At 61.8% G+C, this 14222-nt stretch carries 12 protein-coding genes; 7 read left to right on the top strand and 5 right to left on the bottom strand.

The features are described from left to right. Positions 1–179: 179 nt before the first annotated feature. From JZ00_RS19350 to JZ00_RS19340, 3 genes are all read right to left on the bottom strand, one after another. On the bottom strand, positions 180–884 hold the full coding sequence (locus tag JZ00_RS19350) for an SPOR domain-containing protein (protein ID WP_039592418.1): 705 nt from the start codon (positions 882–884) through the stop codon (positions 180–182). 1 nt (position 885) lies between these two features. Further along, the gene (gene argS / locus JZ00_RS19345) at positions 886–2622 is read right to left on the bottom strand and encodes an arginine--tRNA ligase (protein WP_039592419.1); all 1737 of its coding nucleotides are present in this window, start codon (positions 2620–2622) and stop codon (positions 886–888) included. A gap of 137 nt (positions 2623–2759) precedes the next feature. Then, on the bottom strand, positions 2760–4979 hold the full coding sequence (locus JZ00_RS19340; protein ID WP_039592420.1) for a primosomal protein N': 2220 nt from the start codon (positions 4977–4979) through the stop codon (positions 2760–2762). Between the two features lie 206 nt (positions 4980–5185). Here JZ00_RS19340 and rpmE point away from each other — a divergent pair, with 206 nt between their 5' ends. The 3 genes from rpmE to JZ00_RS19325 all read left to right on the top strand — a co-directional run bounded on the left by rpmE (position 5186) and on the right by JZ00_RS19325 (position 7682). Further along, positions 5186–5404, top strand: a complete 219-nt coding sequence (gene rpmE, locus JZ00_RS19335; RefSeq protein ID WP_030140995.1) for a 50S ribosomal protein L31 — start codon at positions 5186–5188, stop codon at positions 5402–5404. A gap of 41 nt (positions 5405–5445) precedes the next feature. Further along, positions 5446–6228 (top strand): thermonuclease family protein, encoded by a 783-nt coding sequence (locus JZ00_RS19330; RefSeq protein ID WP_039592421.1) that lies wholly within the window; start codon positions 5446–5448, stop codon positions 6226–6228. A gap of 185 nt (positions 6229–6413) precedes the next feature. Beyond that, positions 6414–7682 (top strand): malic enzyme-like NAD(P)-binding protein, encoded by a 1269-nt coding sequence (locus JZ00_RS19325; protein ID WP_039592422.1) that lies wholly within the window; start codon positions 6414–6416, stop codon positions 7680–7682. Between the two features lie 187 nt (positions 7683–7869). Here JZ00_RS19325 and JZ00_RS19320 read toward each other — a convergent pair whose 3' ends face one another. Then, positions 7870–8169: a hypothetical protein gene (locus JZ00_RS19320; protein ID WP_039592423.1), complete on the bottom strand. Its 300-nt coding sequence runs from the start codon at positions 8167–8169 to the stop codon at positions 7870–7872. A gap of 617 nt (positions 8170–8786) precedes the next feature. Next, positions 8787–11231, bottom strand: a complete 2445-nt coding sequence (locus JZ00_RS19315; protein WP_196304738.1) for a penicillin-binding protein 1A — start codon at positions 11229–11231, stop codon at positions 8787–8789. A gap of 207 nt (positions 11232–11438) precedes the next feature. On the opposite strand from JZ00_RS19315, the gene JZ00_RS19310 reads away from it, so the two are divergent. Genes JZ00_RS19310 through JZ00_RS19295 form a run of 4 tightly spaced genes read left to right on the top strand, consistent with a single transcriptional unit; the run spans position 11439 to position 14213 of the window. After that, positions 11439–12503: a pilus assembly protein PilM gene (locus JZ00_RS19310; RefSeq protein WP_039592425.1), complete on the top strand. Its 1065-nt coding sequence runs from the start codon at positions 11439–11441 to the stop codon at positions 12501–12503. Continuing rightward, positions 12503–13069, top strand: coding sequence for a PilN domain-containing protein (locus JZ00_RS19305; protein WP_039592426.1), 567 nt, complete (start codon positions 12503–12505; stop codon positions 13067–13069). The genes JZ00_RS19310 and JZ00_RS19305 overlap by 1 nt, the downstream gene beginning before the upstream one ends. Further along, positions 13066–13689, top strand: coding sequence for a type 4a pilus biogenesis protein PilO (gene pilO / locus JZ00_RS19300; RefSeq protein ID WP_039592427.1), 624 nt, complete (start codon positions 13066–13068; stop codon positions 13687–13689). The genes JZ00_RS19305 and pilO overlap by 4 nt, the downstream gene beginning before the upstream one ends. After that, positions 13686–14213 carry a pilus assembly protein PilP gene (locus JZ00_RS19295; RefSeq protein WP_039592428.1) on the top strand — a complete coding sequence of 176 codons (528 nt, stop codon included), beginning with the start codon at positions 13686–13688 and terminating at the stop codon, positions 14211–14213. The genes pilO and JZ00_RS19295 overlap by 4 nt, the downstream gene beginning before the upstream one ends. The last annotated feature ends 9 nt before the right edge of the window (positions 14214–14222 follow it).

Genomic DNA, 14222 nt, shown 5'->3' with positions numbered 1-14222 from the left:
GGACGAGTGGCTTGGCTGATCGCGTCCCTGTGGCGAGGGGATTTATCCCCGCTGGGCTGCGCAGCAGCCCCTAAAGGCTTGATGCGATAGACCTGCCATACCGCGTCGCAGATCTTAGGGGCGCTGCGCGCCCCAGCGGGGATAAATCCCCTCGCCACAAGGGTTAAGGGCGTCTGGCTTCAGCGGCTCTGACGTTGTTGTAACAACAGGTTGCTGAAGCCGCTGCCCGCCAATAGTTTCTGGGCCTTGGTCAGTTCCTCGCGGTTGCTGAACGGCCCGACCAATACTCGGTACCAGGTTTCTTCCTTCACCGTCCCGGACTCCACCGACACCGACTGGCCCAGCAGAATGATCTGCGCCCGCACCTTGTCGGCATCGGCTTCCTTGCGGAACGAGCCGGCCTGCAAGAAAAACTTCGTCACTGGCGCAGCCTTCTGTACGGGCGGCGCGGGTGGCGGCGTGATGCCGGCCAATGCCGCCTGGGCGCGGGCGGTGTCGATCTTCGCTGCTTCGGCCGGGGTCACCGGCGTGGTCGGCACCTGGGGTACTTGCGGCGTCGGCAGGGTTTTCTCCGGCACGGCCTCGGGCGGCACGATGACTTCCGATTCCGGCAACAGGGTATAGAAGTCGTATTTCGGTTTCACCGGTTGCGTCGGGCTCGGCGGAGTCTTGTTGGCCTCGGCGATCCGGGTGGCCTTTTGCTGCTCCTGGCGCACGCGCTTGACGTCGTCGCCCTGGCCCGGCTCCAGCTTCATCAGAAATACAATGAAAGCGCCGACGGTCAGGCCGATCGCCATCCACAACCAGCCCGGAATCGGCTGTTTGGCCGGGGGCTGGTAACGACTGGCACCGCGTTTGGGGGCTGGTTTCTTCTTGGCGGCCAACTTACATGCGCTCCAGCGTTTCCAGGCCCAGCAATTCCAGGCCTTGCTTGAGCGTACGCCCGGTCAGTGCGGCGAGGCGCAGGCGGCTTTGCATCTGTGCCGGTGTCTCGGCGCTGAGGATTGGGCAGTTTTCGTAGAAACTGGAGAACAGGCCGGCAACGTCGTACAGGTATACGCACAAGGTATGCGGCGTGCCTTTTTCGGCGACGTTGTTCAGTACTTCACCGAACTGGGCCAGCCTGGCCGCCAGCTCCTGCTCATGGGCGGCCTCGAGGACGATCTGGCCATCCACTTCGTCGAAGCGCTTGCCAAGCTTGCGGAACACGCCCGCCACGCGGGTGTAGGCGTACAGCAGGTACGGCGCGGTGTTGCCTTCGAAATTGAGCATCAGGTCGAAGTTGAAGCTGTAGTCGCTGGTGCGGTGCTTGGACAGGTCGGCGTATTTCACCGCGTCGATGCCCACGACCTTGGCAATGTTGCGCAGTTCGTCTTCGGCCAGGTCCGGGTTCTTGCCCTTGACCAGGGTGTAGGCGCGGTCCTGGGCTTCGGTCAGCAGGTCGATCAACTTTACGGTGCCACCGTCGCGGGTCTTGAATGGGCGACCGTCGGCGCCGTTCATGGTGCCGAAGCCCATGTGCTCCATTTCCATCGGATGGGTCACGAAACCGGCCAGTCGAGCGACTTCAAACACCTGCTGGAAATGCAGTGCCTGGCGCTGGTCGACGAAATACAGGACGCGATCAGCCTTGAGCACGCGGTTGCGGTAGCGCACGGCCGCCAGGTCGGTGGTGGCGTAGAGATAGCCGCCATCGGCCTTGACGATGATCACCGGCAGCGGCTCGCCATCGGCGGTCTTGAACTGGTCGAGGAACACGCACTGGGCGCCGTTGCTTTCCACCAGCATGCCCTTGGCGCGGAGATCGTTGACCACGTTGACCAGGTCATCGTTGTAGGCGCTTTCGCCCATCACGTCGGCCATGGTCAGCTTGACGTTCAGCAGCTCGTAGATTTTCTGGCAGTGGGACAGCGAGATGTCCTTGAACTTGGTCCACAACGCCAGGCACTCGGCGTCGCCGGCCTGCAACTTGACCACCAGGCCACGGGCGCGGTCGGCGAATTCGGGTGACTCGTCAAAGCGTTGCTTGGCGGCGCGGTAGAAATTTTCCAGGTCCGACAGCTCGTCGCTGGTGATGGGGTTTTCCTGCAGGTAGGCCATCAACATGCCGAACTGGGTGCCCCAGTCGCCCACGTGGTTCTGGCGGATCACGGTGTCGCCGAGAAACTCCAGCACGCGCGCCACGCCATCGCCAATGATGGTCGAACGCAGGTGGCCGACGTGCATTTCCTTGGCGAGGTTAGGGGCCGAGAGGTCGACTACGGTGCGCTGCAGCGGGCCGGCCTTGCGCACGCCGAGGCGTTCGTCGGTCAGGGCGGCGTCGAGGCGCGAGGCCAGGGCCTGGGTGTTCTGGAAGAAATTGATGAAGCCGGGGCCGGCAATCTCGGCCTTGGTGACGTTTTCGTCGGACGGCAGCGCGGCGATGATTTTTTCTGCCAGGTCGCGAGGTTTCATGCCGGCCGGCTTGGCGAGCATCATCGCGATGTTGCTGGCGAAGTCGCCGTGGGTCTTGTCACGGGTGTTCTCGACCTGAATCGCCGGCGACACGCCTTCTGGCAGCACACCTTCAGTGACGAGTTGGGTGATGGCTTGCTGGATAAGCTGGCGAATGGTGTCTTTCATGGTCTTCTCTTTCAACCGCAGGCGCGGCGGCGCTTCGATGCGCTGGTGGAAAAACTGGGCATTATCCGTGGCGCGGGCGAGCTTGCCAACTGTAGCGGGTCGGTTGGGGATGTGTGGTGATTATTCGGGCGCCTGGGTCAGTACAAATCCACCGGGTCCACATCCAGCGACCAGCGCACCGCGCGCGCGCTGGGCATCTGTTCCAGCAACAGCAGCCAGGCGCTCAGCAACCGATGCAGTGGTGCCCGGGCATTGGCCTGCAATAGAAGCTGGGCGCGATAGCGTCCGGCGCGCCGCTCCATCGGCGCCGGGACCGGGCCCAGGAGTTCGATGCCGGTGAGATTCTGTTCTGCCAACAGGCGTTCCGCCTCGCTGCACGCTTCGTCCAGGAAACCTTCGGCCTGGCCCGGCTTGTGAGCCTCGGCCCGCAACAGTGCCAGATGGGCGAAAGGTGGCAGGCCGGCGCCACGGCGTTCGCTCAAGGCCTGTTCGGCAAACGCGAAATAGCCCTGTTCGGTCAACTGTATCAGCAGCGGATGATCCGCCAGGTGGGTCTGGATGATCACTTTGCCCGGCTCTTCGGCGCGCCCCGCGCGGCCTGCGACCTGGACGATCAGCTGTGCCATGCGCTCGCTGGCCCGGAAATCACCGGAAAACAGCCCGCCGTCGGCATCCAGGATCGACACCAGCGTCACCCGGGGGAAGTGATGGCCCTTGGCGAGCATCTGCGTGCCCACCAGGATGCATGGCTGGCCTTTCTGGATGGTGGCGAACAGATTGTTCATCGCATCCTTTCGCGAGGTGCTGTCGCGATCCACCCTGAGCACGGGATAGTCGGGAAACAAAATTCCCAGCCGTTCTTCGGCGCGCTCGGTGCCGGCGCCCACGGGACGCAGGTCGACTTTCCCGCATTGCGGGCAGTTGCGCGGTACCCGCTCGGAGTGCCCGCAATGATGGCAGCGCAATTCGCCGTAGCGCTGATGCACCGTCATCCGGGCGTCGCAGCGTTCGCAGCCGGACATCCAGCCACAGTCATGGCACAACAGCGTCGGGGCAAACCCCCTGCGGTTGAGGAACACCAGGACCTGCTGCCCGGCGGCCAGCGTCTGACCGATGGCTTGCTGCATCGGCCCGGAAATACCGCTGTCCAGCGGACGGCTTTTCACATCAAGGCGCAAGAAACGGGGTTGCTTGGCGCCACCGGCCCGTTCGTTGAGGCGCAGCAGGCCGTAGCGACCGGTGTAGGCGTTGTGCAGGCTTTCGAGGGACGGCGTGGCCGAGCCGAGCACAATCGGGATGTTCTCCTGGCGGGCGCGCACCAGCGCCAGGTCGCGGGCGTGGTAGCGCAGGCCTTCCTGCTGTTTATAGGAGCCGTCGTGCTCTTCGTCGATGATGATCAGACCGGGGTTTTTCATCGGGGTGAACAGTGCCGAGCGGGTGCCGATGATGATGTCGGCCTCCCCGTCCCGGGCGGCGAGCCAGGATTCCAGGCGCTCGCGGTCGTTGACGGCCGAGTGCACCAGGGCGATCCGCGCATTGAAGCGCTGCTCGAAGCGCGCCAGGGTTTGCGGGCCCAGGTTGATTTCCGGAATCAGCACCAGGGCCTGCTTGCCGGCTTCCAGGGTCTGGCGGATCAGTTGCAGGTAGACCTCGGTCTTGCCGCTGCCCGTGACGCCTGCCAAAAGAAAAGCGTGGTAGCTGTCGAAGCCCGCGCGAATCGCCTCGCAAGCCGCCCGTTGCTCAGTATTGAGCGGCAGTTCCGGCTGGGCCAGCCAATGTTCATGGCGTGCCCCCGGGGCATGCCGGCGGACCTCCACCTGGACCAGATCTTTGGCCAGCAGCAGGTCGAGGCTGTCCTTGCTGAGCATCAACTTGCTCAACAGCTGGTGCGCTACGCCGTGGGGATGTTGGGCCAGGGTTGCCAGGGCTTCGCGCTGGCGCGGGGCGCGGGCAATGCGCGGATCGTCCAGCGAAGCGCCCGGCGCCACCGACCAGAAGCGTTCCTGGCGCGCCTCGGCCGGCTCGCCCTGGCGCAACAAGGTCGGCAGGGCCCAACTCAGGGTGTCGCCCAGGCTGTGCTGGTAATACTGGGCGGTCCACAAGCACAGCTTGAGCAGCGGCGCCGGTAGCGCAGGCGTGGCATCGAGCAGGGCCAGGGCCGGCTTGAGCTTGTCGACCGGCACCTCGCTGTGGTCGGTGACTTCCACCAGGATGCCGATCATTTCCCGACGACCGAACGGCACCCGCAGGCGCATGCCCGGTTGCAACTGGGCACGTGGCACGCCGGCCGGAGCCCGATAATCGAACAGGCGGCGCAGGGGCGATGGCAAGGCGAGGCGCAGGATGGCGTCGGGCACGCGGGAGGGTCTCGGTAAACAGCAGATTCAGAAAACTTGGCGCGATCCTTGTGGGAGTTTGCGCACGAAAGGTCGCGAGCCTAGCAGACGGTTGGTACAAGTTGTAGCTTGCGCGATTAATGTTGTCTGGTAGAATCCGCGGCCTAATTACGTGCGGTATTCAACAATAGTGTTGGGTGGCGGCACGCTAGCCTGAGGAAAACACCATGAAAACCGATATCCATCCGGACTACCCAGTCGTTGCAGTAACCTGCAGCTGCGGCAACAAGTTCGAAACCCGTTCGACCTACGGCAAAGCCCTGGCGATCGACGTTTGCAACGAATGCCACCCGTTCTACACCGGTAAGCAAAAGACTCTGGATACCGGCGGCCGCGTTCAGAAGTTCGCCGATCGTTTCGGTGCTTTCGGCGCCAAGAAAGCCTAAGGCTGATTATCTTGGAAAGTCGTTCCGGCTATTCCAGGCTAATGAAAAAGGCGTCCCTGGTGGGCGCCTTTTTTGTGCCTGCGATTTGGCTTTGTGGTGCCCAGGCGTCTTGCCCCCTGCCGGGTGAGCTGCCCGAAGCGGCCGTACAGCGGGTGGTGGACGGCGACACCTTGTACCTTGAGGACGGTCGTCGTGTCCGCATGATCGGCCTCAACAGTCCGGAGCTGGGTAAGCGCGGGCGTGCCGACGAACCTTTTGCCGTGGCGGCGCGCCAGCGACTCGAAGCGCTGGTGGCCGCCAGTGCCGGGCGGGTCAAGATGTCGCCCGGCCGTGATGATCGCGACGATTACGGGCGCACGCTCGCCCACGTCTACGACCGCCAGGGTCGCAACCTGGAGGAGCAACTGATTGCCGAGGGGCTGGGCTTCGTGGTGGCGGTCGCGCCGAACGTCGACCTGGTCGAGTGCCAACAGGCCGCCGAGCGCCAGGCGCGGCAAGCGAGGCTCGGGGTCTGGAAGAAGTCCCCGGTCACGCGAGCGGAACAAATCAAGGCGCCCGGCTTTGCCCTGATCAGCGGCCGTGTAGACAGTGTGCAACGCAATCGCGGTGGTATCTGGATCGAACTACAAGGGGCGGTTGTCCTGCACATCGCGCCCAACTCGCAGCGAAATTTCGACGCCTCTGCGTTGAAGCGTCTTGAAGGCCGGACGATCGAGGCTCGCGGTTGGGTCGTCGATCGCGCCCGCCGTGGGGAAACCAAGCCTGGGCAGGCGCGTTGGATGTTGCCGCTGACCGATCCGGCGATGTTACAGCCGGTGCTTTGAGAAAATAATTGTAGACATTTTTACTTTGGATTGTATGCATCAGGCCCTTGTGTTTCGTAGCTCTTGGCCCAAAGTCGTAGGGCAGGGCGCTTGACAGGAGTGACTGGTCAGTCTTGTAGGGACTTTGCGAGGCGCGTATCCTCGGCGGTCCGTCTGTCCAACACAGTAAAAAGCGGAATGCCCACATGTCTGATCTGAAAACTGCCGCTCTCGAATATCACGCTAATCCTCGTCCGGGTAAGCTGAGTGTCGAGCTCACCAAGGCCACCGCTACTGCCCGCGACCTGTCGCTGGCCTACAGCCCCGGCGTAGCCGAACCAGTGCGTGAAATCGCTCGCGACCCTGAGCTGGCCTACAAATACACCGGCAAGGGCAACCTGGTTGCAGTCATTTCCGATGGCACCGCGATTCTCGGCCTGGGTAACCTAGGTCCATTGGCTTCCAAGCCGGTCATGGAAGGCAAGGGTGTTCTGTTCAAGCGCTTCGCCGGCATCGACGTGTTCGACATCGAAGTCGATTCCGAGAGCCCGCAAGCCTTCATCGACACCGTCAAGCGCATTTCCATCACCTTCGGCGGCATCAACCTGGAAGACATCAAGGCACCTGAGTGCTTCGAGATCGAGCGCGCCCTGATCGAACAGTGCGACATTCCGGTATTCCACGATGACCAGCACGGCACCGCAATCGTGACTGCGGCCGGCATGATCAACGCCTTGGAAATCGCTGGCAAAACCCTGCCGGAAGCCAAGATCGTCTGCCTGGGCGCCGGCGCTGCGGCCATCTCCTGCATGAAGTTGCTGGTGAGCATGGGCGCCAAGATCGAAAACATCTTCATGGTCGACCGTACCGGCGTGATCCACTCCGGCCGTGACGATCTGAACCAGTACAAGGCTGTCTTCGCCCACGCGACCGACAAGCGCTCCCTGGCGGATGCGCTGGACGGTGCCGACGTGTTCGTCGGCCTGTCGGGCCCGAACCTGTTGAGCGCGGAAAACCTGCTGCGCATGGCGCCGAATCCGATCGTGTTCGCCTGCTCGAACCCGGACCCGGAAATCTCCCCGGAGCTGGCTCACGCGACCCGCAGCGACGTGATCATGGCCACCGGTCGTTCGGACTACCCGAACCAGGTCAACAACGTTCTGGGCTTCCCGTTCATCTTCCGTGGTGCCCTGGACGTTCGTGCCAAGCGCATCAACGAAGAAATGAAGGTCGCGGCCGCCAACGCCCTGCGCGAACTGGCCAAGCTGCCGGTGCCTCAGGAAGTGTGCGACGCCTACGGCGGCATCAAGCTGGAATTCGGTCGTGAGTACATCATCCCGAAACCAATGGATGCCCGCCTGATCACCCTGATCTCCGACGCCGTGGCCAAGGCCGCCATCGAGACGGGCGTAGCAACCCTGCCGTACCCGAAGAACTACCCGCTCAAGAGCGTGGATGACGTGTTCAACGGCTAAGCCGTTGTAGCGCTTCAACAAAAAGCCCCGGCTCCTGTGAGTCGGGGCTTTTCGTATTCCAGATAGGAACCGCAGCACGGACATGTTGGTTTGTGTTTGGTAAGTGGTTCGGAGTTGAAATAATATTTCTCCTAATACAGTTAATTTTATCTTTCGATAGATTTACGTCGCAGAAATTTCGCGCTTTTCAATCCTTTTTCCATCCATCGCCGATCCATCTCCAACTTTTATTTTCTTCTACTGCGGGGCCAGCGGTGCCGGTTCCGGTAACGTTATCCTTAATACTATCGGCACTTTTTATGTTGTTGATCCAAACTGTTGTAGTTATATAATCGCTCTTCAAGGTAAGGGTTCCTTCATCGAAATCGACTGCTTTTAACCAACCTTGGTCCATATTTGAAACTTCGCCTCTAGAGTTGATATACTCGATGCGCAGCCAGGTATTTGGCGCGATGCTCTTGATTCGTGCAACGACATCGTCATTCATGATCAGATCCCCTGAATCATTGGTGAGCTCTGATTATCTTTAAGGGATTGATAGACGGGAACTGTCAGATCTGACAGTTTTTTATAATAAATTCTGATGAGTTTTATTTTTTATAGCATTTAAGGCACGCTTGTTGATTAAATCATTTCTAGTTCCGACGGCGTGACCACCCTGCCTTATCCGAAGAACTAGCCGCCAAAGGACGTGATGATGTGCTCAATGGCTAAGCCGTTTGTAGCGCTTCAACAAAAGCCCCGCTCTTATGAGTCGGGGCTTTTTATTGGGTGCGCCAGGCAAGGCGCGTTACGCGTAAGCGTAACCAGCTTGGCTGTAGTGGCCACGCTGGTGACTTGGAAGTGAAAGTCCTCTACACACTCGGCAAGGGAAGTGTTAGCAGAGGCAAGAGTGTCGCAGTGACTGCGAATCTGAAGGAAGACCGAGGTAAAATGATGGCCTGACAAACAGGAAGCGGTCAATACCCCAGGTCTCTCAGCCCAACGCTTGAGCCTCAATCCAAACCCCGTGGCGAGGGAGCAAGCTCCCTCGCCACGGGTTTTGGTTTGCCAGGGCTGACGCCATCGCGAGCAAGCTCGGCTCCCACAGGGGTGTGGGCCCGGTCAGAACAGATCGATCGGTGCCGCCTCATCCGCCGGCAGCGGGCTGCCCGGTGCGACGCCGTTGCCCAGCTCGTTGACGGACGGCGGGGTGTCTTCGCTCTTGAACAGCTCGAAGTACGCACCCGGCGTGCCTGGCGTGGCCGCACGGCCGCTGACCGGGTCGACCCGCAGGCTGAGGATGCCTTCCGGTTCAGGCTGGGTGTGCGGTGGCTTGTCCTTGAGGGCAGCGCCCATGTAGCTCATCCAGATCGGCAGCGCCACGGTGCCGCCGAACTCGCGACGGCCCAGGCTTTCGGGCTGGTCGAAACCGGTCCAGACGGTGGTCACGTAATCGGCGTTGTAGCCGGAGAACCAGGCGTCCTTGGATTCGTTGGTGGTACCGGTCTTGCCCGCCAGGTCCGTGCGACCCAGGGCCAGGGCGCGGCGACCGGTGCCGAGCTTGATCACGTCCTGCAACATGCTGTTGAGGATGTAGGTGGTGCGACCGTCGACGATGCGTTCGGCGATGGCTGGCGCTTGCGGTACGGCAGGGGCGGTGGTGGCTTCGCCGCCAGTCGCGTTCACCGTGAAGGTCTCGGTGGCAGGCGCGGCGACGCCGTCGCTGGCCTGCTCGCCCGTAGGCACTCGTGGCGGGTTGGCGACGAACAGCGTTTCACCGTTGCGGCTTTCGATCCTGTCGATGATGTACGGGGTGATCTTGTAGCCGCCGTTGGCGAAGGTGCTCCAGCCCGTCGCGATTTCCATCGGCGTCAAGGTCGCGGTGCCCAGTGCCAGGGACAGGTTGCGCGGCAAGTCCTGCTTGTTGAAGCCGAACTTGCTGATGTAGTCGATGGTGCGGTCCACGCCCAGCGCCTGCAGCAGGCGGATCGAGACCAGGTTGCGGGATTTGTACAGCGCCTCGCGCAGGCGAATCGGGCCCAGGAACGTATTGGTGTCGTTCTTCGGCCGCCAGACCTTGTCCAGGTACTCATCGACAAACACGATCGGCGCATCGTTCACCAGGCTGGCGGCGGTGTAGCCGTTGTCCAGGGCGGCGCTGTAGACGAATGGCTTGAAGCTGGAGCCTGGTTGGCGCTTGGCCTGCAAGGCTCGGTTGTAATTGCTCTGCTCGAAGGCGAAGCCGCCCACCAACGAGCGGATCGCGCCGTTCTGTGGGTCGAGGGATACCAGTGCGCCCTGGGCGGCCGGGATCTGGCTGAACTTGAGGGAGTTGTCCGGCTGGCGCTGCACTCGGATCAGGTCGCCGACCTGCGCCACGTCCGACGGCTGCCGTGGGTTGGCGCCCATGCTGTTGGTGTTGAGAAACGGTCGGGCCCATTTCATGGTGTCCCAGGCCACATGCTCTTCCTGCTCGCCATTGCGGGTCAGGACCTTGATGCCGTCCTTGTCCACCTGGGTGACGATCGCCGGTTCCAGGCTGCTGATGGTGCGTTGCTTGGTCAGTTCCTGGGCCCAGGCTTCCTTGGTCTTGCCTGGCAGGCGCGATTCTGGGCCCCGGTAGCCGTGGCGCTGGTCGTAGGTCATCAGGCCTTCGTGCAGCGCGGTGTTGGCCATTTCCTGCAAGTTGCTCGGCACCGTGGTGGTGACGCGGAAACCTTCGGTGTAGGCGTCGCTGCCATAACGTCCGACCATCTCGGCGCGGGCCATCTCGGCGATATACGGGGCGTTCACTTCCGGGGTCGGCACGTGATAGCTGGCGTTCAGCGGCTCGTTGATTGCGGCGGTGTACTCGGCTTCGCTGATCTTGCCGAGCTTGTACATGCGCCCCAGGATCCAGTCGCGACGTTCCTTGCTGCGTGCCGGGTTGGCCAATGGGTTGAAGCGCGAAGGTGCCTTGGGCAGGCCGGCGATCATCGCCATCTGCGCCAGGCTCACATCGCGGATCGACTTGCCGTAATACACCTGCGCCGCCGCCTCGATCCCGTAGGCGCGGTTGCCCAGGTAAATCTTGTTCACGTACAGCTCGAGGATCTCGTCCTTGGTCAGCTGCCGCTCGATCTGCAGGGCCAGGAGAATCTCGGTGGTCTTGCGCGAGAAGCTGCGCTCGCTGGTCAGGAAGAAGTTCTTCGCTACCTGCATGGTGATGGTGCTGCCGCCGGACTGGATGTGGCCGCTCTTGACCAGCTGGCTGGCGGCGCGCATCAGGCTGCCCGGATCGACGCCATAGTGGTTGGCGAAATTGTCGTCTTCAGCACTTAGTAACGCATTGATGAAATTGGGGGGAATGTCGGCGAAACGGATCGGCGTGCGGCGCATTTCGCCAAATTCGGCGATCAACTTGTCGTCGCTGCTGTACACCCGCAGGGGAATCTGCAACTGAATACTTCTCAGCGCCTCCACGGACGGCAATCCCGGACTAAGGTAAAGAAAGGCACCGCTCAGGCCCAAGAGCAGTCCGCAGAAAACGGCGACGATGGACCATCCGAAAAATTTCAGCAGACGAATCAAGGCTTTTGGATATCCAGGCAAAGAATGAAAAAGACGCCAGGTGCAGGGAAGGACCCGTGCTTGCAGCAAAGCGAAAAAAACGCTGGGCATTATAAGCATTTTTTTTCGTCGGTAACGCCATCCGGACGTTCGTCGGACCGGGGGGATTGAACGCAACGCTTATTAGAGAGTCCGTAACTCACGGATAGTCATAGGGAATTGGTAGTGCTACGACTCTTCAATAAAAAAGCCCATGCGCTTCTGGGGATCGACATCAGCTCGACGTCGGTGAAGCTGCTCGAATTGAGTCGCCAGGGTGATCGTTATCGCGTCGAGTCCTATGCGGTCGAACCGCTGCCGGCCAATGCGGTGGTCGAGAAGAACATTGCCGAGCTCGAAGGGGTGGGGCAGGCATTGTCGCGGGTGCTCGCCAAGGCGAAGACGCCCTTGCGCAACGTGGCGGTGGCCGTCGCCGGCTCGGCGGTCATCACCAAGACCATCGAAATGGATGCCGGGCTGTCCGATGACGACATGGAGAACCAGCTCAAGATCGAAGCCGACCAATACATTCCGTACCCGCTGGATGAGGTGGCGATTGATTTCGAAGTCGTTGGCGTTTCGCCTCGCAGCGCCGAGCGGGTCGAGGTGTTGTTGGCAGCGTGTCGCAAGGAAAATGTCGAGGTCCGCGAGGCGGCGCTGGCGCTCGCCGGATTGACCGCCCGCGTGGTCGATGTGGAGGCCTACGCCCTGGAGCGTGCCTTCGGCCTGCTTTCCACCCAATTGGCCGCGTCCCAGGAACGGTTGACCGTGGCGGTCGTCGACATTGGCGCCACGATGACGACCCTCAGCGTGTTGCATAACGGGCGCATCATCTATACCCGCGAGCAGTTGTTCGGTGGACGCCAGCTTACCGAGGAAATCCAGCGTCGCTACGGCCTGACGCCGGAGCAGGCCGGCCTGGCGAAAAAGCAAGGTGGCCTGCCGGACGACTATCTTGGCGAAGTGTTGCAGCCGTTTCGCGAAGCACTGGTGCAACAGGTGTCGCGCTCGCTGCAGTTTTTCTTCGCTTCCGGCCAGTACAGCGCGGTGGATCACATCCTGCTGGCCGGCGGTACGGCTTCGGTCGCGGGCCTGGATCGGTTGATCGAGCAGCGCCTGGGCACGCCGACCCAAGTGGCCAATCCGTTCGCCAGCATGGCCTTGAGCAGCAAGGTCAACGCGGGCGCCCTGGCCAGTGACGCGCCGGCGCTGATGATTGCCTGCGGGCTGGCCCTCAGGAGTTTCGACTGATGGCGCGGATCAACCTGCTTCCCTGGCGCGAAGAGCTGCGCGAAGAGCGCCGCAAGCGCTTTCTGCTGGGATTGGCCGGCGCGCTGGTCGGCGCGGTGGGCCTGATCTTGATTGCGGTGCAATACCTCAACAGTGCCATCGACTATCAAACGGCGCGCAACAGCCACATCCGCCAGCAGATTGCCGTCCTGGACGAGCGCATCCAGCAAATCAGCGAGTTGAAGGCTCGTCGACAGCAGTTGCTGGAGCGCATGCGCATCATCCAGGACTTGCAGGGCAATCGACCGGTCAGCGCGCGCATTTTCGACCAATTGGCGCGGACCCTGCCCGACGGCGTGTACTTCACCGACGTCAAGATGGAGGAGGGTACGCTGTCCATCACGGGAGCGGCGGAATCGAACAACCGGGTCTCTGACCTGATGCGAAACCTGGATTCGTCGGATTTGTTCGACGCCCCGAGCCTGACGGAAGTGAAGGCCACCACGGCGGGCCAGCTCGACCAGGCGAACGTCTTCCAGCTGACGGTTCGCCAGACCCGCCCGGCCAACGTGGAGGACGCCCAATGAAGCCGGGAGAATGGTTGGACGCGCTGCGCAAGATCGACCTCAGCGACCTGGACACCAACAATGTCGGCTCGTGGCCGGGGCCGATCAAATGGCTGGCCGGCATTCTGCTGGTCATACTCGTGCTGGGGCTGGGTTATAACTTCACCTTGAGTGACCTGCAAAACCAGCTGCACCAGGTTCAGGAAGAGGAGAACACCCTCAAGGCCCAATTTGCGGGCAAGGCCCACATGGCGGCGAACCTGGAGCGCTACACCGAGCAGATGAAACAGATGGAAACGTCGTTCGGCGTGTTGTTGCGGCAGTTGCCCAGCGATACGGAGGTGCCTGGCCTGTTGGAAGACATCACCCGCACGGGGCTGGGTAGCGGCCTGGAATTCGAGGAAATCAAACTACTGCCGGAGGTCACCCAGCCGTTCTATATCGAGTTACCGATCCAGATCACCGTGACGGGTGGCTACCATGACCTGGCGACATTCGTCAGCGGCGTGGCCGGGTTGCCGCGGATCGTGACCTTGCACGATTTCGAGATCGGGCCGATGGAGCCCGAGGCGGGGGCAAAGCTGCGCATGAGCATCCAGGCCAAGACCTACCGGTACAACGAGCAGGAGGCGCAGCCATGATGCCGGCGTGGCGCATGGGCCTGCTGGCCGGTTTGGTCGCGTTGGCCGGCTGCAACAGCGATGACGGTTTCAGCGACCTGGACGCCTACATGAACGAGGTGCGCTTGCGCCCGCCCGGCAAGATCGAACCCACGCCGACCTTCAAGCCTAACGAAACCTTTACTTACAGCGCGGCCAACCTGCGCAGTCCGTTCTCCAGGCAGGTGCGCGTGGACCAGGCGGGTCGGCAGCAGGGCTCGCGCAACGTCCGGCCCGACCCCAACCGGGTCAAGCAGTACCTGGAAGGCTTCAATATCGAACAGTTCGAGATGGTCGGGACGATCTCCAATGCCGGCGGATCCTTCGCACTGCTGCGCGGCGCGGGAGGCGTACATCGGCTGAAGGTGGGTGACTACCTGGGACGCAACGATGGGCGGATCGTCGCCATCAGCGCCACGCAGGTCGACGTGGTCGAAATCGTCCCCGATGGCGAGGGGGCGTGGCTGGAGCGGCCGCGGACCATTCCTTTGAAAGAGCATTCATAGTGGAATTCG

This window comes from Pseudomonas frederiksbergensis, from assembly GCF_000802155.2.
Classification (GTDB): domain Bacteria; phylum Pseudomonadota; class Gammaproteobacteria; order Pseudomonadales; family Pseudomonadaceae; genus Aquipseudomonas; species Aquipseudomonas frederiksbergensis_A.
Note: the sequence above shows the minus strand (reverse complement) of the source record. Positions and strands in the feature narration are given on the sequence as shown.

Coding starts and splice junctions, on each gene's coding strand:
- argS (WP_039592419.1), bottom strand. CDS start 2,622: ATGAAAGACACCATTCGCCAGCTTATCCAGCAAGCCATCACCCAACTC.
- rpmE (WP_030140995.1), top strand. CDS start 5,186: ATGAAAACCGATATCCATCCGGACTACCCAGTCGTTGCAGTAACCTGC.
- JZ00_RS19330 (WP_039592421.1), top strand. CDS start 5,446: ATGAAAAAGGCGTCCCTGGTGGGCGCCTTTTTTGTGCCTGCGATTTGG.
- JZ00_RS19325 (WP_039592422.1), top strand. CDS start 6,414: ATGTCTGATCTGAAAACTGCCGCTCTCGAATATCACGCTAATCCTCGT.
- JZ00_RS19320 (WP_039592423.1), bottom strand. CDS start 8,169: ATGAATGACGATGTCGTTGCACGAATCAAGAGCATCGCGCCAAATACC.
- JZ00_RS19305 (WP_039592426.1), top strand. CDS start 12,503: ATGGCGCGGATCAACCTGCTTCCCTGGCGCGAAGAGCTGCGCGAAGAG.
- pilO (WP_039592427.1), top strand. CDS start 13,066: ATGAAGCCGGGAGAATGGTTGGACGCGCTGCGCAAGATCGACCTCAGC.
- JZ00_RS19295 (WP_039592428.1), top strand. CDS start 13,686: ATGATGCCGGCGTGGCGCATGGGCCTGCTGGCCGGTTTGGTCGCGTTG.